This is a genomic window from Mastigocoleus testarum BC008, assembly GCF_001456025.1.
Lineage (GTDB): Bacteria > Cyanobacteriota > Cyanobacteriia > Cyanobacteriales > Nostocaceae > Mastigocoleus > Mastigocoleus testarum.
Genome location: NZ_LMTZ01000113.1, coordinates 63,876 through 89,626, shown reverse-complemented (window position 1 = coordinate 89,626; position 25,751 = coordinate 63,876). Strand labels below are relative to the sequence as shown.

10 protein-coding genes are annotated in these 25,751 nt (G+C 38.2%); 5 read left to right on the top strand and 5 right to left on the bottom strand.

The features are described 5' to 3' along the window. Window positions 1-323: 323 nt before the first annotated feature. Both BC008_RS28405 and BC008_RS28400 read left to right on the top strand, forming a co-directional pair. Complete coding sequence (locus BC008_RS28405; protein ID WP_027845135.1) at window positions 324-1,808, top strand: ABC transporter ATP-binding protein; 1,485 nt, start codon at window positions 324-326, stop codon at window positions 1,806-1,808. A gap of 642 nt (window positions 1,809-2,450) precedes the next feature. After that, complete coding sequence (locus BC008_RS28400) at window positions 2,451-4,637, top strand: GumC family protein (protein WP_027845136.1); 2,187 nt, start codon at window positions 2,451-2,453, stop codon at window positions 4,635-4,637. 155 nt (window positions 4,638-4,792) lie between these two features. On the opposite strand, the gene BC008_RS28395 is transcribed toward BC008_RS28400, so the two are convergent. After that, window positions 4,793-5,269: a hypothetical protein gene (locus BC008_RS28395; RefSeq protein WP_027845137.1), complete on the bottom strand. Its 477-nt coding sequence runs from the start codon at window positions 5,267-5,269 to the stop codon at window positions 4,793-4,795. Window positions 5,270-5,596: 327 nt separating this feature from the next. On the opposite strand from BC008_RS28395, the gene BC008_RS28390 reads away from it, so the two are divergent. Then, window positions 5,597-6,373, top strand: coding sequence for an SDR family NAD(P)-dependent oxidoreductase (locus BC008_RS28390; protein ID WP_027845138.1), 777 nt, complete (start codon window positions 5,597-5,599; stop codon window positions 6,371-6,373). 144 nt (window positions 6,374-6,517) lie between these two features. Here BC008_RS28390 and BC008_RS28385 read toward each other — a convergent pair whose 3' ends face one another. Both BC008_RS28385 and BC008_RS28380 read right to left on the bottom strand, forming a co-directional pair. Beyond that, window positions 6,518-7,297 (bottom strand): photosystem II S4 domain protein, encoded by a 780-nt coding sequence (locus BC008_RS28385; protein WP_027845139.1) that lies wholly within the window; start codon window positions 7,295-7,297, stop codon window positions 6,518-6,520. A 763-nt stretch (window positions 7,298-8,060) separates the two neighbouring features. Further along, window positions 8,061-8,357 carry a DMT family transporter gene (locus tag BC008_RS28380; RefSeq protein ID WP_268768252.1) on the bottom strand — a complete coding sequence of 99 codons (297 nt, stop codon included), beginning with the start codon at window positions 8,355-8,357 and terminating at the stop codon, window positions 8,061-8,063. 106 nt (window positions 8,358-8,463) lie between these two features. Here BC008_RS28380 and BC008_RS28375 point away from each other — a divergent pair, with 106 nt between their 5' ends. Together BC008_RS28375 and BC008_RS52820 are read left to right on the top strand one after the other, a co-directional pair. Then, on the top strand, window positions 8,464-9,171 hold the full coding sequence (locus BC008_RS28375) for a hypothetical protein (RefSeq protein WP_027845141.1): 708 nt from the start codon (window positions 8,464-8,466) through the stop codon (window positions 9,169-9,171). A gap of 501 nt (window positions 9,172-9,672) precedes the next feature. Further along, complete coding sequence (locus BC008_RS52820) at window positions 9,673-10,137, top strand: copper chaperone (RefSeq protein WP_058184100.1); 465 nt, start codon at window positions 9,673-9,675, stop codon at window positions 10,135-10,137. A 26-nt stretch (window positions 10,138-10,163) separates the two neighbouring features. Here BC008_RS52820 and BC008_RS28365 read toward each other — a convergent pair whose 3' ends face one another. Next, complete coding sequence (locus tag BC008_RS28365) at window positions 10,164-21,011, bottom strand: non-ribosomal peptide synthetase (protein WP_058184099.1); 10,848 nt, start codon at window positions 21,009-21,011, stop codon at window positions 10,164-10,166. A gap of 83 nt (window positions 21,012-21,094) precedes the next feature. Further along, window positions 21,095-25,744: a type I polyketide synthase gene (locus BC008_RS28360; protein ID WP_036268382.1), complete on the bottom strand. Its 4,650-nt coding sequence runs from the start codon at window positions 25,742-25,744 to the stop codon at window positions 21,095-21,097. Window positions 25,745-25,751: the final 7 nt, after the last annotated feature.

Sequence of the window (25,751 nt, the reverse complement as noted above, 5' to 3'; positions counted from 1 at the left end):
TCGATTTAGTCAATCCCAAGCATTTAAAAAACTGGTTCACAAGCTGTTGTTACTGTACCTCACTTACCTGAAAAGTGCTGTAAGTAACAAGTAACAAGCAATAAGTAAATCTCTAGTCCTCAGTTCCTAATCACCGTATGGTACTGTCACATAACGTCATCAGTACGCAGTTCCTGCGGAGCCACTAGCAACGCTTAACGCCAATAAATAACCAATCAATCCCTATATGACGCTGTCGCGTCACATAATACCTATAGCTGCGCTACCTACGGTTAAGCCGCAATCCGGTACGCTAAGCTAGCAACGCTAACGCCAATCGCTATATGACGTATTTACGTTTAGAAGGAATTACCAAACGTTTTGGTTCATTTACTGCCAACGATAATATCAGCTTCAGTGTTGAACAAGGAAAAATTCATGCCATCCTTGGTGAAAATGGTGCTGGGAAAAGCACATTAATGAATATTATCAGCGGTCTATACCAAGCAGATAAAGGTCAAATATACATTCAAGAAAAACCAGTCAAAATTAAGTCTTCAAGTAACGCCATAAAATTGGGGATCGGCATGATTCACCAACATTTTATGCTGATACCACAGTTAACTGTGACAGAAAATATTATTCTGGGAACAAAAATTAATTGGCGTTTAAATATATTCCAAAGACAACAGGAAGTAGCAGATTTATCTCGAGCCTACAATTTGGATATTAATCCTGGTGCTAAAGTCGGAGACTTACCTATTGGTGTTCAACAAAAAGTAGAAATTCTCAAAGTTCTTTACCGTCAAGCAAAATTACTCATTCTGGATGAACCAACTGCAGTTCTAACCCCATCGGAGGTTAACTCATTCATCACCATTTTGCGCCGATTAGCAGACAATGGAAAAACAATTATTTTTATCAGTCATAAATTAGAAGAAGTTATTAATCTTTGCGATACGGTTACAGTATTACGCAGAGGTAAGGTAATTACAAATACAACCACAACCGACGTGAGTCCTCAGCACTTAGCAGACTTAATGGTGGGACATAAGGTTGCTTTAAACTTAGATAAACCCCAGACATTCCCAGGAGAAATAGTCCTATCAGCAAAGAATTTATACATTAAAGATGACCGGGGTATTAATACTGTTTGTGATATATCTTTTGAACTGAGAGCGGGAGAGATAATTGGTATTGCAGGTGTGGATGGAAATGGACAGCGAGAGCTAGCAGATGGAATTTGTAGGTTACGGACTATCGAGAAAGGAAAACTCGAATTCGAGCAAAATTGCACCATCCTAGCTTATATTCCTGAAGATAGACAAAAAATGGGTTTGGTACTAGAGTTTAATATCTCCCAAAACTTAATATTGAAAGCATTTAGCAAAATACCTTTTTGCCGTCGTTTTTTATTACAACAACAAGCCATCAGAGACCATGCAATATCTGCATTCGATGCATATGATATTCGTGCTCAAAATTCTGAAGTTAAGGTCAAACAACTATCAGGAGGTAATCAACAAAAAATAGTTTTAGCAAGGGAATTAAATCAAAAACCAACTTTAATTGTGGCGATGCAGCCAACACGCGGTTTAGACATCAATGCAACCCAAGCGGTCCAACAGAAGTTACTAGCTGAAAAAGAACGTGGGGCGGCAATATTGTATATTTCTACTGAGTTGGAGGAAATAATGGCAATGAGTGACAAAATTGCTGTGATGTATGAAGGTCACTTCAGCAAATTACTAGATTCTGCTACAGCACAGGTGGAAGAAATTAGTTTTTTAATGGCTGGTGGTAAAAAGTGGGAGAAAAATTCAAAGTAAATCAAATGCACTCAGCAATTTTCAATAATTCATTGTCATTTTATTCATTAATTATCAGCTATTAATTGTCAAACAATAATATTTAATGACTGTAATTTTAGTGGGTGATAATTTTTTATTATCTAGATTTTTTATCCTGAATTTCCTTTAAAATAAGTAGCACCAAGTAAATAATGGCAAATTTCGCGTTCGGGGTTATAATTGTAGCCATAAAAATTTAACTAATCCTCCTAACTAGGCGTTACTTATAAAAAGTAAGTTAATTTCTGGGTTAAGGTGCTGTAATCTAATGATGGTGCACTGTTTCCAAAAGTACGAGTTTTCAATTCAATATTTATTCGATAACATGTTTGTTCGAGTAAATATTTGTTCGAGAAAATTTGTTCAAGAAAATAATTTGTGCAAATGCATTTTTCTTTAAGGGCGATAAGACTCTACCAAACTAATAGTTCGTAAGGAATTATCTATAAATTTCCTTCGTGTTTTATTTTGTTACCGGAATATATTTACCAACTTAAGGTCCAAATTGAGTGCTGGAACTGGGTACTAGGTGAAGCTAAATTCTTGTATTATCCATACCCAGATTCAATTGCAGAGTCCAACTGTATCAGTAATTCCAAGTAATCACAAGATATTGAGCATATGCTAAAGGCAGAAAAATATCCCCAACAGTTTTTAAATGTCAATGCAGCCCAGTCAAATGATGCTGATGAAGGTGGATTGAATCTGGGTCGAGTTGGAGCCGCTCTTCGCCGTCGAGTGTTATTAATTGCTGGGATGACCTGTTTGGTCGCAACAGCAGCAGTTTTAAAAGCAGAAATAGATCCCCGTTCTTATCAAGCTGAGATTGAAATTCTCACGGAGTCTTTAAGTGCTGAAGCTCAAGCTGTAGCTGATGTTCCTCAAACTCTTGTTTCCCAGAAAGGTTTAACCTCAGTTGCAAAGGGTAAAAATGTCAAAACCACCATTAAGGTTTTAAAAAGTCGGAGGGTTTTGGGACCTGTAGTAAGACAACTACAAGTTAAATATCCCGAAATTGATTATGAGTACATCGCTTCTAGTCTGAAGATAGAATCTACAGAAAAACATATTATTACTGTCCAGTTTATAGACCTTAGAGAAGAAGTAGTAACTGATGTTTTAAATGCCATCAAAGATACTTACTTGAACTATAGTCTAGAAGAGCGACGGAATGATGTTCAAGAGGCGATTAAGTTTGTAGAACAGCAGAAAAAGCCTTTAGAAAAACGAGTTCGAGAATGGCAAGATAAGCTGAGAAGAATCCGCCAAACTAATAATATGGTCGATCCTACTCAGAAAGCCCAGGAAGTATCGGCTCATATTACGAGTCTCAATCAGCAGCTTTTGCAAAACCGGGTACAGTTAGAACAGATGTTCGCAAAATATCAAGGTTTGCAAAGAGAGCTAGCCCAGCAACCAGGGAGTTTGGCGAGTAACCCGATTCTGAGTGAAAATCCCAATTATCAAAATATATTGGTTCAAATTTTTCAAGTCAATGCCGAGATTGCTAAAAGGTCATCGGTATATACAGACGTAGATGAAGGAATGCAACGACTCCGGGACCAAAAAGCTAACATGGTTGCTTTACTGGAGCAAGAACGTCAACGAGTAAATCGAGATTTCCAAAGTCGGATTCAAGAACTACGAAGTCGTGATGCTTCTCTGGTTCAGAAAATCAATTATCTAAATACGTATATGAGGGGACTAGCTGCTGTTAGTCGCGATTATGATAATATCCAGCGGGAATTACAAATTGCAACCCAAGCACTAAATCAATTTACAGAAAAACAACAAGCATTACAAATTGAACATGCTCAAAGGTTGCAACCTTGGAAGATTTTAGACCCAGAGTTAACTGAAGTTAATAGTCCCAAAGCTTTTTCTGCGAGCACCAAGATCAACTTAATTTTGGGTAGTATGTTGGGTATGCTTTTGGGCGTAGGTTCTGCTTTAGTAGTAGACAAACTCAGCAACGTCTTCTATACATCCAAAGATCTCAAAGAAGCTGTCAAGTTACCACTCTTGGGTGTGGTTCCCTTGAGAAGAGAGTTAGCGACATTATCATCTTCGCAAAACCAAAATTTAATTCCTGGAATTCAACCAGCAGCTCGGGCTTCATTTTTTGAAGTTTTCCGTTCTCTATACACCAACATTCTGTTACTTGGCTCCGATACGCCAATTCGTTCCTTAGTTATTAGTTCTGCATCCCAAGAAGAAGGTAAATCAACCGTTGCAATCCACCTAGCATTATCAGCAGCAGCAATGGGACAAAGGGTGCTCTTGGTCGATGCGAACCTGCGAAATCCGACTTTGCACAAGCACTTGGGATTGATGAATATTCAAGGTCTAACGGACGTTATTTCTTCTGAGTTGGAGTGGAGTAACATCATTGAGCGATCGCCTGCTGAGGAAAATCTCTATATGATGAGTGCTGGTCCAGTTCCTCCAGATTCTATCCGCTTACTAGCCTCGGAAAAAATGCAGGATTTAATGAACGACCTTCAAGCTTCATTCGACCTCGTAATTTACGATACTCCTCCTCTAGTAGGTTTTGCTGATGCTAACCTGTTAGCTGCAAACACCAATGGTATGGTGCTAGTTGCTGCATTAGGTAAGCTGAAGCGGACAGTGTTCCAAGAAGCATTAGAAGAACTCCAGATCTCGGGTACGCCGATTTTGGGAGTGGTTGCAAACCGTTCCAAAGATACGGTGCATGGTTCCTACAGTTACTATCAGCAGTATTACAGACAAACCATGAAAGCCGAACGAATCAGAGATTCACAAGAAGCTGGAACAACAGTTAGTTAACAGTTAACAGTTAACAGTTATCAATTAAGTTGTTAGGTAACAGTTAACTGTTTATAACTAACGCTAAGTGCTTGCAGGTTACACTTAACAGCGATCGGTTACCAATTACCAATTCCCGATCGCTTTAAATATAACAACTAGCCAATCCAAAGTATTTAATCTGAAGACTTTAGGGCGTCATCTAAGACTTGACGTGCATCTTGAGCTTTAGCTTTAGCTTGTTGATAACGCATATTTGCTTGAGCAAAAGTTTTGAGAACTTTAAAACCTTCTTTCAGGTGAGCAATTTCTTCTTGAGTTACTGATTCATCAGTGAAAAGAATATCAATTGCTTTACGAACTTCTAATGCTTCACTGCGCGAATCCTGAACTTTCAATTTCAGTGTTGCTAAATTACTTAAAATTTGTACGGCTTCTGTAATTTTGTCTTCTTTACTAGTATTATCCAAGGCTGATTCTTTTACTTCAATTAATTGTTGTGGACTGAAACCGTCTTCTAAGTTGGTAGGAAGCTCACCAGAATCCATCATTTCCATCAACTTATCCATAGCTTTTTCCCTGGCTTTATTTGAGTCCTTACCGGGAACTGTGAGAATTACCTCTGGGCTTTGTGCTAGAGTATACTGAACCATATCTAAATAATTAGGTTATTTATTTTTGCCAACTAAAGGAGATAATTTTACCCTAAAAATTTGTCAAAATATTTAGAAATGGTTTTTTTTAAGGAAAATTCGTTATTTATTATATTTTTACTTGTTTGCACCACATATCAAGTAAATGCAGGAAGATGATAACCCCTCTGTTTTAACGAGGGGTGGAAATAATCTTCCTAGATAGGTGTGATGAAATGTCTTTACTGTCACAGACAGAATACAGAATAAGTCTGTAGATAGTTTTTGGCAGATATCTACTCTGAGGGAGTTAATATTTTTTAATAAGCGTCCTCTAAAATATCTAAAATGCCTACAACTCTAATTACTGGTGCATCCGGTGGTATTGGTGAAGCTTTTGCTCGAGAACTAGCAGCAAACAAAAATGAGCTAGTTATTGTTGCTCGTTCGGAAGACAAACTCAATCAACTAGCTTCTCAATTGCAAGAGCAGCACAAAATTCGGGTGGAAGTTATAGTCAAAGATTTAACTGCACAGTCAGCAACTCAGGAGGTATTTGAAACCGTTCAATCGAAAGGGATAGCCGTAGATACCTTAATTAACAATGCAGGTTTTGGAGATTATGGTGAATTTGCTCAGACAGATGGAGAAAGACAAATCAAAATGGTGCAGCTTAATATTATTGCACTAATGGATTTAACCCATAAATTTCTCCCTCAAATGCAGCAGCGTCGTTCGGGAAATATCATTAATGTTTCTTCGATTGCTGGATTTCAACCAATACCATACCTATCAGTTTATGCAGCAACTAAAGCATTCGTACTAAGTTTTAGCGAGTCACTTTGGGCTGAAAATCGTCAGTATGGAGTGCGTGTACTTGTAGTTTGTCCTGGTCCTACAGAAACAAACTTTTTTGAAGAAGCTAATTTCCCTAGTTCTTTTACAGGTAAAACCAGCAAAGTTTCTACTCCCGAAGAAGTTGTACGTAGTACCCTCAAAGCCTTAGAAGAAGATAAATCAACAGTTGTAAGTGCAGGAACCCTCGGTAAAATCATAGTTAATATGCCAAGATTTCTACCTCGGGAAACCTTAGTTAATATTTTGGAAAAACAGTTTAAAGCGTAAGAAGTCAGAAGTCAGGAGTCAGGAGTTAAGAGTTGGGAGTCAGAATTTTGATTATTGTCTGTCCCCATTACCCATTACTCATTACCAATCCCCAGTCGCCATATGCCGCTTGCGGCGGCACGCAGTGCTATCCTTAATTCCCCATCAAACATACTTTGTCATCTGCACGCGGTAACGTTGTTTTTTCGTAACCGCAATATCTCCAATTTCTAATCTTCCTTTACCCCGTATAGCAATCAGATCGCCGGATTTTATGGGAGAACTAGCTTGAGATATTTCTTTCCAGTTAACCCTTACATCTCCACCTGAGATTAGATCGACCATCTTACTGCGGGACATCCCAAAACCAGCAGATGCAACAGCGTCTAATCGTAAAGATGCTTCTACTGTAGTCATTTCTTTTTTCTTGGGTTGACGAATTTTTAATTCACTCAAGTCTATACGTTGGGTTTTGACGGGAACCGAACGCACTTGGGTTAAATTCATTTCTAGAAACTCTACCATTTCCGGCACAACTATTGCTTGTGCTCCGCGTTCTCCCAAAACAATAATATCTCCCGTTTTTTCCCGGACAATTCCGGTTCCCAACATTGAACCTAAAAAGTCGCGGTGGGTTGCTGTATCAAACAGAAAATTACCCGCAATATCCAATACTGCAATTTCAACTTGAGATTGGTCTAATGGTAGATCAGAACGTGCGATCGCAATTCTACAGCGTTCGGCTTGGGGATACCCGCCCCAAATAATCAATTCTACGTCGGTTAAACGCTGAAAAATTTCTCTTATTTCTGCCAATTCTGGTGGTGAGAGAAAATCAGTTAAAACTACTTCCCAGGTCTTAATCGCTTGCTCAGCCCGATCTATTACATGAGCTATAGTTTCTCGATTTTCGACACCCTTTAACAATTCTTCTCTTGGCAACATTACAGACAAATATTTAATTATCAATAAATTGGTTCTTTTCGATTTTAGCGCTCGTATTCTCAAAATTTACATTTTCACTCTGGTTATATTAGGACTTCTGTTGACTATTATCTCTTCTTGCTCCCCAGTACCCACAGTGCTGTGCTTTAGCTATTAATCTTAAATATCTAAATAGTTTCTCGCTTTCTCCAAGGATTATTTAGTACATGGTAGAGATAAAAATACCCCAACAGTTTGTCGGGGAAATTAGGAATATTTGCACAAGAACGCGTATATATAAAGAGTATCTGGTTTACAAATTAAATTGTTGCCATTTTGGCAGCTATCAATGTGTTATCAATTCAGAAACAGTGTTTCGAATTTAATTATAGTTATGTAAAGCTTTTAGATGTGCTTTTTGTAAGGGTTTAAAGGATTTAAAGGATAGTGTTAAGTTAAAATTCTAATACTGTACTGACTTATGAATAAAAATTTTTGTTACAAGTAATTAACGAACCTAATCTTATACCAGGATTTATATCTTATTTGCAGGAAAGAATTAATACACATCACAGCAGAAGTCAGGAGTCAGGGGTCAGAAATCAGAAGTTAGAATAGTGCGCAATAGCGCACCGCTTTGCCAACAGAAGTTGGAAGTCAGAAGTCAGAAATCAGAAATCAGGATTTAGGAGCGTAATCCTTTTGATGACAGACTTTCAGATTTTGAAATTTACCTCACTTACTTTAGAATCTGCTACGGAGGGACTCACAGTTCAAAACTCGATTACAGACTTATTGATTGTTTCCTACCGTTCGCAACAAATAAAACAACAATAATTGCGGTTGTAATAGTTGTAGCAGTAATCTTCTCGCCCAAAAGTACAGCTGAAAACAAAATAGTCATAAATGGTTGTAATAACTGCAGTTGTCCGACTCTAGCTATCCCACCTATTGCCAGTCTATGGTACCAAGCAAAGAAAGCAAGCAACATGCTCACCACGCCAACATAGATAAAATCTAACCAAGCTGTATATGAAGGAGAAGGTTTATGGTCTGGGAGCGGAGCCGGAACAGGGTTAATCTTTGGATTTATACCAGAATTGAAAAATGACCTCTACTTTTAATTCCGAACCTTATGGTAAAAACCCGTATTTTATTGTCTAGAATAAAACAAAAACCTCCCATCGATGGCGAACTCTAATAACCCCAACGATATAATTAAACGCATTCTCAACGGAATTCAAACTGATGATGATGTGGAAGCTTTACGTCAGTTGCTTCTAGCAGGCGATCGCGCAGCGACTCCGGAGGAGTATCGCCAAGTTTTACAACAACTCAGCAAATACAATGTCAATATCACAGAGGCAAAAGAAATTCACATTGGCGATCGTAACTACTACTCTTGGAATGAAGAAGCCCTCAGTGCCTTAGTTCATATGATTCGCTTCCATCAGTCTGACGATGTTGATACAGCTAATTTATTAGTCACCAAACTTAATAATGCCCGATTACAAGGAGAAGAAGGCGATCGCAAGACAGGTAGTTTTTATACCTATAACGTTTGGTTAGAAGACGTCTGTCTGGAAAAATCCAACGACTCCACTGAAAATAATTGCTGTACCCAACAATACACTATCAAAGGAAAATGGGATTCAAAAGTTTACAAAGAAGTCAATATGTTTGGTTTACGGGTTGATAAGCCTTGGGGACTCAAGAAAAAACCCCACGGAAATTTTACTGTTACAGTTGAAATTCTCAATGGAAGAGCCACCCAAGTTAAAGTTGATGTAGTTCGATATGATGATAGTGCAAATAACTACGCAGCAGACAAAGCTAAACAATTAATTAACTCGAAAATAAGGGTTGTGTTGCAAAAATTAGAGATGATGAGATAACCTTGGGCAAAAGTTCTGTGGGGTTTGGCAGCTTGCGAAACAGACTTAACGGGAAAAGTCAGCGTTGTCTTGCAGTGAAGTGGGAACGTCAAAATATTTGTTTTAACTCTTTCTCTACGAGACGCTGCACAAACATAGACATTGCAACTTTCACCTCCATCTTATTACTAGGATAGGTTCAATAAAAAGCACAAGTTTTAAGTCAAGCTTATTTGCAAGCCTCCTTGTATTTTTAATAGACGCAATTGAGGTCAACTTATGTACTTAACATATATGCGATACTCCCTTGCAACTCCTCAACCCGCCGGGGTCTGAGGTGGGACCTGGGCAGACTAGACTGCCACCTGGGGCAGGACTATCGACAACCTGGTTGATGCCCATGGGTTTCATTGGAACTGGGTAGGTAAGTCTAGCAAGCATATTCCGTTCGATTGGACCGGTCCTTCATAAGGACTTTTTGGGTGGAGACAGGTCGTCAGAAGTAGGGTTGAAGGAGGAAAGATGGGGCGGGCTACACCCCTTGAGGTGATACTGAGGCGAGACCGGCTGGTTATAATGGTCGGAATTTTGGGTCTAGTGGCGTTATCGTGGGCGTATATCGTCTACTTGGCGTTGACCATGGAAAACACGATGGCTTCCATGGGGACAGAGGTGTTTATGTCTCAGACATCGCCTTGGGGCACGATAGAATTTGTTCTAATGTTTGTCATGTGGACTGTGATGATGGTGGCTATGATGCTGCTCACAGCTGTGCCGATGATATTGGTATTCGCCACTGTCAGTCGCAGACGCCAAGAGCAACGGAGACCGTTTGTTGCCACAAGTATGTTCCTTGTAGGATACGTGGTGATTTGGAGTGGATTTTCGCTTTTGGCCACTTTAGCCAATTGGGAACTCCATTTACCCATTGATGTACCAGAGCTAGTGTACTTCATTTACCTGCAATCTGCTGTAACAGTTTTTTAGCTCTTCCAACTTCATTCATACCGCATTTATGCAACGCTATTTAAGAAGCCATCACTCACGAAATATGCAAAGTAAGTTTCAAGTAGCTTTATGTCTACAGTTGGAATACTTACATCGGTATTAGCTAAACTCGTAAGAGTATTTTGACAATCTATTTTCTGATAGTTTTGTGATAGCTCTTTTTGTTGCTGTAATTGCGATTTGAAATTAAAAGAATATGCGTGCATAGCATTTTCTGGATGAGCAATTAACTCATTTATCCACTTGCTTAAAGATACCTCCTCAAGTGGGTAACCCAAAGAACTAATCCATTGGAAAAGATTTTTGGTGGGAGTGGAATTGGGGTTGATCAAGTGGAAGGCTTTTCCCAAAGATTCTTTCTGTAGCGATATTTCACAAATAGCTTGACTTACAAAGTCAACAGGAATCAAGTTTTCTAGACTATTGATATTTGGTACCATTCCAAGTTGAATACACCCTTTAATTATACGAGAGAAGAAATCATTAGTATTACTAACACCTGTTTGGCTATGTCCTGTTATCATAGCTGGTCTGTAAATGCTCGCTGGCAATCCTCGCTCACAGGCTTGCATTACTAATTTTTCTGCAACCCATTTACTTTCGACGTAGCCATTTCCAAGACCTTGGCTATTTTCTGGAATATCGGATTCTTGAATTAGTTCAATCTCAGAATAAGCTTCAGTAAAGAAAACTCCTATAGTAGAAATGAAATGTACGGGCTTAGTACGATGTTTGCTAGCTAACCTTAATACTTCCTGAGTCCCTAAAACATTGGCTCGCTTCAGTGTCAAATAGTTATAAACATGATTAACCCACGCACCATTATGATAAATAACATCAATCTGATTGGCTAATTGATTAAATTGTTGTGTTGGAAGACCTAAAAGTTGCGCAGATAAATCTCCAACAATAGGGATAATCCTAGAACTAAACTTTTCATTCCAAAGAAAATGTGATTCAAGTTTATTTTGAAGCTTTTGTTTCGCTGATTCAGCATTTGCAGAACGTACCAAACAGTAGATATTTGCTGAAGTTCGCTCTAAAAGTTCATAAAGTAAATAAGTTCCTAAAAATCCAGTTGCTCCAGTTAGGAAGATATTTTTGGGTTCCAAAACGTAGTGAATGGGTGCTTGAGGCTGAATTGTTGGATCTAAGATGGCTTCTGCACTTAAATCTAAGGTAACTTTAGTGTAGGTTCCTTTTTGAAGTATCGTATCAATGGTTCCAGCTAGCCCAGCTACAGTAGGTTCTTCAAACAAGCAACTTACAGGTAAATCGATTTGGAAGGTTTGCTGTAATCTAGAAGTTAATTGGGTTGCTAGTAGGGAATGTCCTCCCAACTCAAAGAAGTTATCCTGAATGCCAACATTTTCTACTCCTAAGACATCGGCAAAGATATTGGCTATTATTTTTTCACTTGAAGTACGTGGTGCTACATATTCTTGTTTTTGTAAAGTAAAATCAGGTTCTGGTAATGCTTTTCTATCAACTTTGCCGTTAGGAGTTAACGGTAAAGAATCTAAGATAATAAAAACGCTAGGCACCATGTAGTCCGGTAGCTTTGACTTGATAAATTCACGTATTTGTTGATTACATAGTGACTCTTGAGTTACGACATAAGCAACTAGATGTTTACTACCACTAATAAATGGTGCAGTAACTACAGCTTGATTAACTTGAGGATGGGTGGCTAAGACTGCTTCTATTTCTCCGAGTTCGATACGGAAACCGCGAATCTTCACTTGGTTATCGATGCGACCCATGAATTCAATATTTCCATCGGGTAAGTAACGAGCGAGATCACCTGTTTTGTAAAGACGTTTGGATTTGGAATTTGAGAAGGGATTTTGGATAAATTTTTCTGATGTTAGTTGGGGACGGTTGAAATAACCTCTAGCTAAGCCGTCACCGCCGATGTAGATTTCTCCGGGTACACCAACTGGCACTGGTTGTAGGTGCGAGTCTAAGATGTAGGTTTGGGTGTTTGAGATGGGACGACCGATGGGTACAGAAGTCTCATTTGCTGTTGATTTTTTAACAGGATAGCAGCAGGTGAAAGTAGTATTCTCTGTAGGACCGTAACCATTAATTAATTGACACTGTGGTAAAAACTTTATCACCTTTTCTACATGAAATGAAGATAAAACATCCCCACCTGCTAACAGCTTTTGCACGGATTTTAACTTGGATAACTGTTGTTCTATCATCAAATTAAATAGAGCAGCTGTTAACCATAGGGTTGTGACTTTATATTTCTCAATTACCCCTGCAATATCTTCTAAAGTAGGAGTATGAGCATACATAACCACCAACTTAGCTCCATTAAGTAAGCTACCCCAAATTTCAAAGGTTGAAGCATCAAAGGAAATAGGAGCTAATTGTAAAAATACTTCTTGAGTGGTGAAACTAACATAATTGGTTTGTTTAACTAACCGTACTACTGCCTGATGAACAACACTAACCCCCTTCGGTTTGCCAGTGGAACCAGAAGTGTAAATCAAATAAGCTAAATTATCAGAAGTTACCCGAACATCAAGATTCTCTTGGGAGTATTGTTCAATTTCATTGCCTGCGCGGTCCAAACAAACCACCCGTGCATTATGCTCTGGTAAGGATTCCAACAAAAATTCTTGTGTCAGCAACACCCCAACACCAGAATCATTTAACATATAACTCAATCTTTCTTGGGGATAATTAGGGTCAAGGGGTACATAAGCTCCACCAGCTTTTAGTATCCCCAAAAGTCCCACCACCATCTCAACAGAACGTTCTACACAAATCCCTACCAATACTTCTGGTTTAACACCAAGACTTTGCAGATGATGTGCTAATTGGTTTGCTCTTTGATTTAATTGCTGGTAGGTTAATGATTCGGATTCAAACACTACTGCTACAGCGTCCGGTGTTTTTTCTACTTGCTCCTCAAATAACTGATGAATACATTTATATGCAGGGTAATCCGTTGCAGTATCGTTCCATTCAACCAATAATTGATGAGATTCTTCCTCTGACAAAAATGTCAAACTACTCACTTCCTCTGAAGGATTTTCTACAATTGCTTCAAGTAGATTTTGCAAATGAGCAGCCATCCGCTCAATTGTCTGTGAGTTAAACAAGTCAGTATTATACTCCCATTCACACACCAATCCTTGGTCAGTTTCTGTAATTGACAGCGTTAAATCAAATTTAGCAATTGTACTTTCAAGTTCAATGGAACTTAAAGTTACACCAGGTAATTCCACATCAGCCATAGGTGTATTTTGCAAGACAAACATTACCTGGAACAAGGGAGAATGACTTAAAGACCGTTGTGGCTGTAATGCTTCTACTACTTGTTCAAAAGGTACATCTTGATGTTCGTAAGCTTTGAGTGTAGTTTCTCTAATTTGTACAAGTAATTCCTTGAAACTAGGATTATCTTCAAACCGGGTTCTCAATACTAAGGTATTTACAAAAAAGCCAATTAATCCTTCAATTTCACTACGATTGCGATTGGCGATCGGAGAACCAACTAATATATCCGACTGACCGCTGTAGCGATATAATAAGGTACTAAACGCTGCATATAAGGTCATAAATAAAGTTGTTCCCGATTCCCGAGAAAGAGTTTGTAACTTAGTGGTTAAATCAGTGTTTAAACTAAAACTTTGAGTTCTACCTTGGTAAGTTTGTACGATTGGACGTGGGAAGTCAGTAGGTAATTGTAATAAATCCGGTGCACCACTCAACTGTTGTTTCCAGTAATCAAGTTGAGTTGAGAGTAATTCACCAGTTAAATATTGTCTTTGCCAAACTGCAAAGTCACCATATTGAATCGGTAATGGTTCTAGGGGTGTTAGCCCAGCGTCTGGGGAGGAGACATCTTCTCCCCCTATAAAAGCTTGATATAAACTCGATAGTTCTTGGATCAATACCCCTATTGACCAAGCATCGGAAATAATATGGTGCATTGTTAATAACAATACATATTCTGATGAAGATAACTGCAACAAACTACATCTAATTAATGATGCATTTTCCAGGTCAAAGGGGGTAGTTGCTTCTAGTTGTGCTTGCTCAATAACTAAATTTTCATGTTCTGTTGTTTCTACTTGCTGTAAATCCACCAGATTTATTTTCATGGTGGCTTCTTTTTCAATTACCTGTATTGGTTTACCATTCTCAGTTTGGAACCTGGTGCGTAGTACTTCGTGACGCTGTACTATTTGTGCGAAAGCTTGTTGTAAAGCATTAATATCTAAGTTACCACTGATACGCATTGCTGCTGGAATATTGTAGGTTGCACTTTCTCCTTCGAGTTGATTGAGGAACCATAATCGCTCTTGTGCCCATGATAGTGGTAATTGTTTGGTTTCACCTCTTGGTTGAATCGGAGAAAGGGTTAATCCGTTATTGGTATTACGTAATTGGGTTAATGTTTGGTCTAGTTGAGCAACCGTGGGGGAAGAGAATAATGCTCTTAAGGGTATTTCTATAGAAAAGACTGAGCGTATTCTGGAAATTAATTGAGTTGCTAGTAGGGAATGACCACCCAATTCAAAAAAGTTTTCGTTGATTCCTACATTTTCTACATTTAATACTTGAGCAAAGATGTTGGCTATTATTTGTTCACTTTGCGTGCATGGTGCTAGATACTCAGTATCTCTTTCTATACCGGAAGGTTCTGGCAATGCTTTACGGTCAATTTTACCGTTGGGTGTTAATGGTAAAGTGTCTAAGGTGACAAAGACACTGGGTACCATATAGTCGGGTAGCTGTGCCTTAAGGTATTCACGTAGTTGTTGAGTTGTAATTGTTTTATCGGAAACCAAGTAGGCTACTAAACGTTTGTTACCAGTGTTTTCTTCTTGAGCAATGATAACAGCTTGATTAACTTGAGGATGGGTGGTTAGAACTGCTTCTATTTCTCCGAGTTCGATACGGAAACCGCGAATCTTCACTTGGTTATTGATGCGACCAAGGAATTCTATATTTCCACCACCTAAGTAACGAGCTAGGTCTCCTGTTTTGTAAAGCCTTCTGGAACTATCAAAGGGACTTTGGATGAATTTTTCTGATGTTAGTTGGGGACGGTTAAGGTAACCCCTGGCTAAACCGTCACCACCGATGTAGAGTTCTCCGGGTACACCAACTGGTAATGGTTGTAGATGTTTGTCTAAAATATAGATTTGGGTGTTGGCTATGGGACGACCAATGCTAGTTTTCTCAATACCAGATTTAATTTGAGTTGCGGTTGCACAAACAGTAGACTCAGTAGGACCATAAGCATTAAAGAAATTACGACCAACTGACCATTTATTGGCTAATTCTAAAGAACAAGCTTCTCCTGCGACAATTATATTAGCCAGTTGTGGTAATCCCTCAGTGGGTAATACTGCTAAAGCAGAAGGAGGTAATGTAACATGAGTAATAGAATAATCATGTAATATTTGCTTTAAATTATCACCGGGCATTAATTGAGAAGCTGTTCCTAAAATTAGTGTTGCTCCTCTAGTGAAAGCCATTAGTAGTTCCCAGACAGAAGCATCAAAACTAAAAGAAGCAAATTGAAGTATATTACTATTTACTGTGACATCAAATACGTTTATTTGTGAAGCAGCAAGATTACATACAGAATGATGTTCAATTGTAACCCCTTTGGGTTTACCAGTAGAACCAGAAGTGTAGATTACATAAGCCAAATTATCAGAAGTTACCCCAGCTTCTAAATTTTCTTGGGACTGTTGCTCAATTAAACCCCAATCAGTATCCAAACAAACCACCCCTGCATTATGTTTGGGTAAAGATTCCAGCAATGAACTCTGAGTAACTAATACCCCAACAGTAGAATCTTCCAACATATAACTCAAGCGTTCTTGGGGATAATTAGGGTCAAGGGGTACATAAGCTCCACCAGCTTTTAGTATCCCCAAAAGTCCCACCACCATCTCAACAGAACGCTCTACACAAATCCCCACCAATACTTCTGGTTTAACACCAAGACTTTGCAGATGATGTGCTAATTGGTTTGCTCTTTGATTTAATTGGTCGTAGGTTAATGATTCGGATTCAAACACCACTGCTAGAGCATCGGGTGTTTTTTCTACTTGTTCTTCAAATAACTGATGAATGCACTTGTGTTTGGAGTAATCCGTTGCGGTATCATTCCACTCAATTAATAACTGATGACGTTCTGATTCTGAGAGTAAATTGAAATTACCCACATTCTGGGAGGGATTTTCCACAATTGCTTGGAGTAGATTTTGGAAGTGAGCAATCATTCGCTCAATTGTCTCACTCTCGAACAAGTCAGTGTTGTAGTCCCATTCACCCACCAATCCTTGGTCAGTTTCAGTCATTGACAGGGTTAAATCAAACTTAGCAATTGTACTTTCGAGTTGAATCGAACTTAAAGTTACACCAGGTAATTCCACATCAGCCATAGGTGTATTTTGCAAGACAAACATTACCTGGAACAAGGGAGAATGACTTAAAGACCGTTGTGGCTGTAATGCTTCTACTACTTGTTCAAAAGGTACATCTTGATGTTCGTAGGCTTTGAGTGTAGTTTCCCTAACTTGTGCAAGTAACTCTTTGAAACTGGGATTGTTCTCAAACTGAGTTCTTAAGACCAAAGTATTTACAAAAAAGCCAATTAATCCTTCAATTTCACTGCGATTGCGATTGGCGATCGGAGAACCAATTGATATATCCGACTGACCGCTGTAGCGATATAATAAGGTACTAAACGCTGCATATAAGGTCATAAATAAAGTTGTTCCCGATTCCCGAGAAAGGGTTTGTAACTTAGTGGTTAAATCAGTGTTTAAACTAAAACTTTGAGTTCTACCTTGGTAAGTTTGTACGATTGGACGTGGGAAGTCAGTAGGTAATTGTAATAAATCCGGTGCACCACTCAACTGTTGTTTCCAGTAATCAAGTTGAGTTGAGAGTAATTCACCAGTTAAATATTGTCTTTGCCAAACTGCAAAGTCACCATATTGAATCGGTAATGGTTCTAGGGGTGTTAGCCCAGCGTCTGGGGAGGAGATATCTTCTCCCCCTATAAAAGCTTGATATAAACTCGATAGTTCTTGGATCAATACCCCTATTGACCAAGCATCGGAAATAATATGGTGCATTGTTAATAACAATACATATTCTGATGRAGATAACTGCAACAAACTACATCTAATTAATGATGCATTTTCCAGGTCAAAGGGGGTAGTTGCTTCTAGTTGTGCTTGCTCAATAACTAAATTTTCACGTTGTGTTGTTTCTACTTGCTGTAAATCCACCAGATTTATATTAATGGTGGCTTCTTTTTCAATTACCTGTATTGGTTTACCATTCTCAGTTTGGAAATTGGTGCGTAGTACTTCGTGACGCTGTACTATTTGTGCGAAAGCTTGTTGTAAAGCATTAATATCTAAGTTACCACTGACCCGGACTGCTACTGGAATATTGTAGGTTGCACTTTCTCCTTCGAGTTGATTGAGGAACCATAATCGCTCTTGTGCCCAGGATAATGGTATTTGTTTGGTTTCACCTCTTGGTTGAATCGCAGGAAGGGTTAATCCATTATTGTTATAACGTAATTGGCTTATTGTTTGGTCTAGTTGAGCAACGGTGGGGGATTCAAATAATGCTCTTAAGGGTATTTCTATAGAAAAGACTGAGCGTATTCTGGAAATTAATTGAGTTGCTAGTAGGGAATGACCACCCAATTCAAAAAAGTTTTCGTTGATTCCTACATTTTCTACATTTAATACTTGAGCAAAGATGTTGACTATTATTTGTTCAGTTTGTGTGCGTGGTGCTAGATACTCAGTATTTCTTTCTATACCGGAAGGTTCTGGCAATGCTTTACGGTCAATTTTACCGTTGGGTGTTAATGGTAAAGTGTCTAAGGTGACAAAGACACTGGGTACCATGTAGTCGGGTAGCTGTGCCTTAAGGTATTCACGTAGTTGTTGAGTTGTAATTGTTTTATCGGAAACTAAGTATGTTACTAAACGTTTGTTACCAGTGTTTTCTTCTTGAGCAATGACCACAGCTTGATTAACTTGAGGATGACTGGTTAAGACTGCTTCTATTTCTGCCAATTCGATACGGAAGCCCCGCACCTTAACTTGGTTATCTATGCGACCTAGGAATTCTATATTTCCATCACCTAAGTAACGAGCTAGGTCTCCTGTTTTGTAAAGCCTTCTGGAACTATCAAAGGGACTTTGGATGAATTTTTCTGATGTTAGTTGGGGACGGTTGAGATAACCCCTGGCTAAACCGTCACCACCGATGTAGAGTTCTCCGGGTACACCAACTGGTAATGGTTGTAGATGTTTGTCTAAGATATAAAGTTGGGTGTTATTTATGGGACGACCAATGGGTGGAAGTGATGACCAATTATCAGGAGAACCTTTTAATCTAAAAGCACTAACCACATGAGCTTCTGTTGGTCCATACTGATTTTCCAAACTGCAATTAGAAAGCTTGTTAAAAAAGTTGACTAAAGTAGGAGTAATTTGCAACTGTTCTCCAGCAGTTATCAATTCACACAGCTTAGACTCATAAAATTCAGTATTACAACCACTCTCGGCTAACTGTTCTAAAGCAACAAAGGGTAGAAATAATCTTTCCACACCTTTTTCTAGGAGCAACTGTAGCAATGCTGTTGCATCTGTTCGCACATATTCTGGTATTAATACTAAGGTTCCCCCAGAACACCAAGTAGATAAAATTTCTTGGAAGGAAACATCAAAGCTTATTGGTGTAAATTGTCCGGTTTTGGTACCGTATTTTGCCTGGGATTTGTTTAGTTGCCAACTGATAAGATTAACAAGGGGACGATGATTCATTGCAACCCCTTTGGGTTTCCCAGTAGAACCAGAAGTGTAGATTACATAAGCCAAATTATCAGAACTAACCCCAGCATTCAGATTCTCTTGGGACTGTTGCTCAATCACACCCCAATCAGTATCTAAACAAACCACCCGTGCATTATGTTCTGGTAAGGACTCCAAAAATGAATTCTGAGTAATTAACACTCCAACATCAGAATCCCTCAACATATAACTCAACCTTTCCTGGGGATAATTAGGGTCAAGAGGTACATAAGCTCCACCAGCTTTTAATATCCCCAACAGCCCCACTACCATTTCAACAGAACGCTCTACACAAATCCCCACCAACACTTCCGGTTTCACTCCCAGTGAAAGTAGATGATGTGCAAGTTGGTTAGCTCGTTGATTTAATTGCTCATAGGTTAATGATTCGGATTCAAACACTACTGCTACAGCGTCAGGTGTTTTTTCTACCTGCTCCTCAAATAACTGATGAATGCACTTATGTTTGGGGTAATAGTAAGTAGTATCATTCCACTCAACCAACAACTGATGACGCTCCGACTCTGAGAGTAAATTTAAACTACTTACTTCTTGTGAAGGATTTTCCACAATTGCTTCGAGTAGATTTTGGAAGTGAGCAATCATTCGCTCAATTGTCTCACCTTTAAACAAGTCAGTATTGTACTCCCATTGACCCACCAATCCTTGGTCAGTTTCAGTCATTGACAGGGTTAAATCAAACTTAGCAATTGTATTTTCAAGTTCCATGAAACTTGAAGTTACACCTGGTAATTCCAGATCGCCCATAGGTGCATTTTGTAATATAAACATCACCTGAAATAGGGGAGAATGACTTAAAGACCGTTGTGGTTGTAATGTTTCTACTACTTGTTCGAAAGGTACATCTTGATGTTCGTAAGCTTTGAGTGTAGTTTCCTTAACTTGTGCAAGTAACTCTTTGAAACTGGGATTGTTCTCAAACTGAGTTCTTAAGACCAAAGTATTTACAAAAAAGCCGATTAATCCTTCAATTTCACTGCGATTGCGATTTGCGATGGGAGAACCAATTAATATATCCGACTGACCGCTGTAGCGATATAATAAGGTACTAAACGCTGCGTATAAGGTCATAAATAAAGTTGTTCCCAATTCCCGAGAAAGAGTTTGCAACTTAGTGGTTAGATCGGGATTTAAAATAAAACTTTCAGTCGTACCTTGGTAAGTTTGTACCTTCGGACGTGGGTAGTCAGTAGGTAATTGTAATAAATCAGGTGCACCACTCAACTGTTGTTTCCAGTAGTCAAGTTGATTTTCTAGTACTTCACCACTTAAATATTGTCTTTGCCAAACTGCAAAGTCTGCATATTGAATAGCTAAAGAAGCTAGGGGTGACTCTTCTCCTTGTATAAAAGCTTGATATAAACTCGATAATTCTTGGATTAATACCCCTATTGACCAACCATCGGAAATAATATGGTGCATTGTCAATAACAATACATATTCTGATGGAGATAACTGCAACAAACTACATCTAATTAATGGTGCATTTTCTAAGTCAAAGGGGGTAGTTGCTTCTAGTTGTGCTTGTTCAATAACTAAATTTTCACGTTCTGTTTTTTCTAATTGTTGTAAGTCCACCAGATTTATTTTCATGGTGGCTTCTTTTTCAATTACCTGTATTGGTTTACCATTCTCACTTTGGAAGCTGGTGCGTAGTACTTCGTGGCGCTGTACTATTTGTGAAGCAGCTTGTTGTAGAGCATTAATATCCAAGTTCCCACTGATGCGGAGGGCTAATGGCATATTGTAAGTGGCACTTTTTCCTTGGAATTGGTTGAGAAACCATAGCCGCTCTTGTGCCCAGGATGATGGCAAATTGTTTGATTTTCTAATAGTAGGAACAATAGGTAATTTAAGTGAATCGATTCCTTCCTTGCGGAGTAACTCTATAAGTGCAAGACGTTTTTCATCGGAAAGTTTTGTAAGTTTTTTGGCGATTTCTTGTTGTTCTATTTGAGTTAATTTCATGATTTACTCTTATTTTTTGGCGTATGAATTTTGATTTATATCCTGCATGAACCCAGGTCATATTTTGACTTTTAATTAGTCTATTAATCTGGCATAATATCAACTATTTCTAATATTTCACTAATCCTCTTTAAGTCATTCTGTGAAGATTGTTGTTGATTCGTAATATGTTCAGAAATCTGAGCAACAGTGGTTAAATTGAAAACATCACTGAGGTTGATATTGATTTTAAATTCTTGCTTGACTTTTGCTATCAGCATAGTTCCGATTAATGAATCTCCTCCTAACTCAAAAAAATCATCATTGATACCGATGTTGGTATTGCCAAGAAGAGATTGAAAAATCTCTATAATCTTTTCATCTATTTCATTTCGAGGAGGCACATAAGCATTAGTAACATTTCTTTGATTACTAGCTTGAGAATCTGAGTATTTTTCTAAATTATTTTTACCTTTCAAGCTATTACACTTTGCCAATTTGTTGACTCTTAATTCTAAATCGCTCGTAGAAACAACTATCTGATTAGTATTTAATCCAGATAGAAAATTTATTCCAGATAGAATTAATTCAAAAGCTTTTATTCCTTCTTCTGGATTAATTGCTAACGTTCTTAATTTCTTATCTAAGCCTTGATTTTGTGTTTCTTCTTTATCAACTTCCCAATCATCCCAATTAACAGTTATCCAAGGGAAATTATTTTCTTTATGACTACGTGCATTAACAAAAGAATCTAAAAAGCTATTACTAGCCCCATAGGTAACAAATCCCAATCCTCCCAAAATAGATAATAAACTAGACATTAACAAACAAAAATCTAAATTCTTATTTGCTAATAATTTTTCCAGTACCAGTACACCACTTACTTTAGATAAAAATTGCTGCTTACACTCTGCTTTACTAGTCTTTTCAATTGGGCTATCTTCAACCACAGCAGCAGCATGAATTACTCCATTAATTACACCAAATTTATTCTCAGCTTTTTCAATTACCGATTGCATTTCTTGTAAATTAGAAACATCAGCACTCTCGACTAAAATTTTTGCTCCTAACGCTTCAAGCTCTTTGAATTTACGAATTTTCCGGCTAATTGTATCTTGTTCGTTATGCTTATCAAGCCACTCCGACCAACTATCTCTATCTGGGAAAGTAGAGCGTCCAATTAAAATCAAGTTAGCACTGAAATTCTTGGCTAAATACTCAGCTAATAGCATTCCAATATTACCTAATCCACCTGTAATCAGATAAGTCCCTTGCTGTTTTAAATTTTGTTTCCCAGAATTAACTTGAGGTTGTAGTGTAAATGACTCAAAACTTTCTATCCAACGAGATTTACCACGATAGGCAATTATTTGTTCGTTGCTTGCTGTAGTTAATTCTGCAATTAAATTATCTATGAATATCTTCTCTTTCCTAGTTTCAGACTGTGGCAAAATCACATCAATGCAACGACAATTAAAGTTAAAATACTCCTGATAAATTGTTCGTATCGGTCCTAGTAAAGTAGTTTTTTCAGGAGACAATTCATCCTCTCCAATCACATCAAATAATTTATTAGAAATAACAGAAAATTCACATGTATCTACCGAAGCTTGTTTACCAAGAGCTTGGACAATAAATAATAGACTATAAAATCCTAAATCTTGAGCTTTATCAAATACTTCATAATCTAAATTTACTCTTAAACTTGCTTCTGAATTTTCTTTAGTCAAACTCCATAAATGAATCACTTGTTTAGGAATTATATCCAGTTTCACAAGTTCATTTACAAGAGTATTGTAATCATCAGCTTGTTGAGGATTGACAGTATAAACACCTTCACTCTGTTTTGTAAATGAATCTCCCACTTGGACACAAATTACTTTTTCATCCATTTGTGTCAGTTGAACAGTTAATTTTTCTCCTAAACCATACTCATCTACAAACAATAAAATATGACCCGGTGATTTTTTTAATTGACTAGGTGCTAAAGGAACCCGTTTCCAGGAAGGAACATAAAACCATTGAGAAATATCTGAAGTTTTACTTATTTCTTGTTTACTTATTTCTTGCTTCTTACTTTTTACTTTTTCTTCCAGTGTTGGTGGAGAAATCCAATAACGCTGACGTTCAAAAGGATAAGTTGGTAAAGGTACTCGATAACGCTCCTCTTGCGAATAAAATGCTAACCAATCTACATTAACTCCAGCTAACCACAGATTACCTACTGTTGTTAGCAAACAAGCTATATCTGATTTATCTTCCTTGGGATGACGTACCGATGTTAATACTAATTGTTCTTTATTATGAGCCGGATGACGTTTAGTTAAAGAAGTTAACGTTCTACCGGGACCTACTTCCAATAAAACTTGCTCCGGGTTTGATAATATATTCTCTATTCCCTGAGCAAAAAGAACAGTTTGACGTAAATGCTGAACCCAATAATTTGCATCTTTTGCTTGAGCTTCTGTAATCCAATCTCCGGTTAAATTAGATATATAAGGGATTTGAGGAGCTTTTAATGATTCTTGTTCAACCCTTTGTTTAAATTTATCTAAAATTGGTTCCATCATTTGAGAGTGAAACCCATGAGAAGTATGTAGACGACGACATTCTATGCTTTGAGAAGCTAATTTACTTTCCAGAATTTCAATTGCTTCTGTAGAACCAGAAGCTACACATCGAGAAGGCTCGTTAATTGCAGCTATGGAAATTTCTGCTGTTAGTAAAGGTTTAACTTCCTCTGCTGAAACGGGAATGGAAAGCATCGTACCACCCGGTAATTGCTGCATCATTTTTCCCCTAGCAGCAACCAAACATAAAGCAGCTTCCAAGGAAAATACCCCCGCTAAAGTTGCAGCAACATATTCACCTATACTATGACCAATCATTGCTTGAGGAGAAACGCCCCAAGATTGCCATAATTTAGCTAAAGCATACTCCACAACAAAAATAGCAACCTGAGCAATGGCTGTTTGCTGCAACTGTTGCTCTGCTACTTGAATTTTTTCCGGTTGGGGATAAAGTATTTGACGTAGGTCTAATTCTAATTCCGGCTTTAATATTTCCGCACAAAAATCTACCTGTTCCCGAAATAAAGATTCGGTTTCGTAGAGTTCCAATGCCATATTCACATATTGGGAACCCTGTCCAGGAAACATGAAGACAACTGGTTTATCTGTAGCTCCCACAGTATTGGTAAAAATGTTTTGGGAATCAACATCACCTAATACAGTTACCGCATCTTCAGTTGACTGACAAACCAACATCCGTCGATGTACAAAATTTCTACGTCCGCAACTCAAAGTGTAAGCAACATCAGCCAAATTTGTGTCAGGATTTTCTTGCAGATATTTACCCAAATTAGCAGTCGCTTGCTCCAACGCAGAGATAGTTTTTGCAGATATCAGAAGTAAATGTTGTTTTCGAGAATCTCCTGATGCTGGAAGTGGGGGAGCTTCTTCTAAAATTACATGAGCATTAGTACCACCAATACCGAAAGAACTAACCCCTGCTCGTCGAGGATTACCATTGCTATTCCATTCAGACAAAGCAGTATTTACATAAAACGGACTGTTAGCAAAATCAATATTGGGGGATGGTTCTTCAAAATGTAAACTGGGGGGAATTACCTTATGTTTCAAAGCTAAAACTGTTTTTAGTAAACCTCCCACACCCGCAGCAGCATCAAGATGTCCCATGTTAGTTTTGAGAGAACCAACAGCACAAAATTGCTTTTTATCCGTACTCTTTCTAAATGCTTTAGTTAAAGCAGCAATTTCAATCGGGTCACCTAATTTTGTACCGGTACCGTGAGCTTCAATATAAGTGATACTCTCTGCATCTACCTCAGCAACAGCTTGAGCTTGAGCAATCACTGCTGCTTGACCTTCAGTACTTGGTGCTGTAAAACCAACTTTCACAGAACCATCATTATTGATAGCCGAACCTTTAATGACAGCATGAATACAATCTTTATCCGCGATCGCATCTTCCAGCCGTTTCAGAAGTACAATACCCAAACCACTGCTTCCTAAAGTACCCTCAGCCTTCGCATCAAACGCTCGACAATGACCGTCTGGAGAAGCAATCATCCCTTCAGAATACAGATAACCAGTCTTCTGGGGGATAGAAATTGAAACCCCACCAGCTAAAGCCATGTCGCATTCTCCATTGAGCAAACTTTGACAAGCGATGTGAACTGCTACTAATGAAGTTGAACAAGCAGTTTGCACATTAACTGCTGGTCCCTTGAGATTCAATTTATAACTAACGCGAGTAGGAAGGAAATCTTTGTTGCTGCTCAGCATTAATTGATATATGCCAGCAAAATCTTCCGCATCAAACTTGGGATAGATATTGTTCAACAAGTAAGTATTTGAACTCGTACCTGCATATACTCCAATCGAGCCACTGTATTTTTCTGGGTCATAACCAGCACTTTCAATCACTTCCCAAGCAGATTCTAGAAACAGACGTTGTTGTGGATCGATAAGCTTGGCTTCCTTAGAACTAAAACCAAAAAAATTGGCATCGAACATCTCAACATCCGCAAGTACCGCTTTAGCTTTTACATAATTGGGATTTTTTAGCAAATTAGAGCTAATACCTTCCTCTAATAACTCTTCTTCCGAGAAAAAATGAATAGATTCCACACCATTTTTTATATTTTTCCAGAAAGAATCAATATTTTTTGCTTGAGGAAAGCGACCTGATAGCCCAATAATTGCAATATCTAAATCATTAATGTCGTTCATAATTTTC

Excerpts from the sequence above, each read along its gene's own strand:
- BC008_RS28395 (WP_027845137.1), bottom strand. The coding sequence starts at position 5,269 with ATGGTTCAGTATACTCTAGCACAAAGCCCAGAGGTAATTCTCACAGTT.
- BC008_RS28405 (WP_027845135.1), top strand. The coding sequence starts at position 324 with ATGACGTATTTACGTTTAGAAGGAATTACCAAACGTTTTGGTTCATTT.
- BC008_RS28375 (WP_027845141.1), top strand. The coding sequence starts at position 8,464 with ATGGCGAACTCTAATAACCCCAACGATATAATTAAACGCATTCTCAAC.
- BC008_RS52820 (WP_058184100.1), top strand. The coding sequence starts at position 9,673 with ATGGGGCGGGCTACACCCCTTGAGGTGATACTGAGGCGAGACCGGCTG.
- BC008_RS28400 (WP_027845136.1), top strand. The coding sequence starts at position 2,451 with ATGCTAAAGGCAGAAAAATATCCCCAACAGTTTTTAAATGTCAATGCA.
- BC008_RS28360 (WP_036268382.1), bottom strand. The coding sequence starts at position 25,744 with ATGAACGACATTAATGATTTAGATATTGCAATTATTGGGCTATCAGGT.
- BC008_RS28390 (WP_027845138.1), top strand. The coding sequence starts at position 5,597 with ATGCCTACAACTCTAATTACTGGTGCATCCGGTGGTATTGGTGAAGCT.
- BC008_RS28385 (WP_027845139.1), bottom strand. The coding sequence starts at position 7,297 with ATGTTGCCAAGAGAAGAATTGTTAAAGGGTGTCGAAAATCGAGAAACT.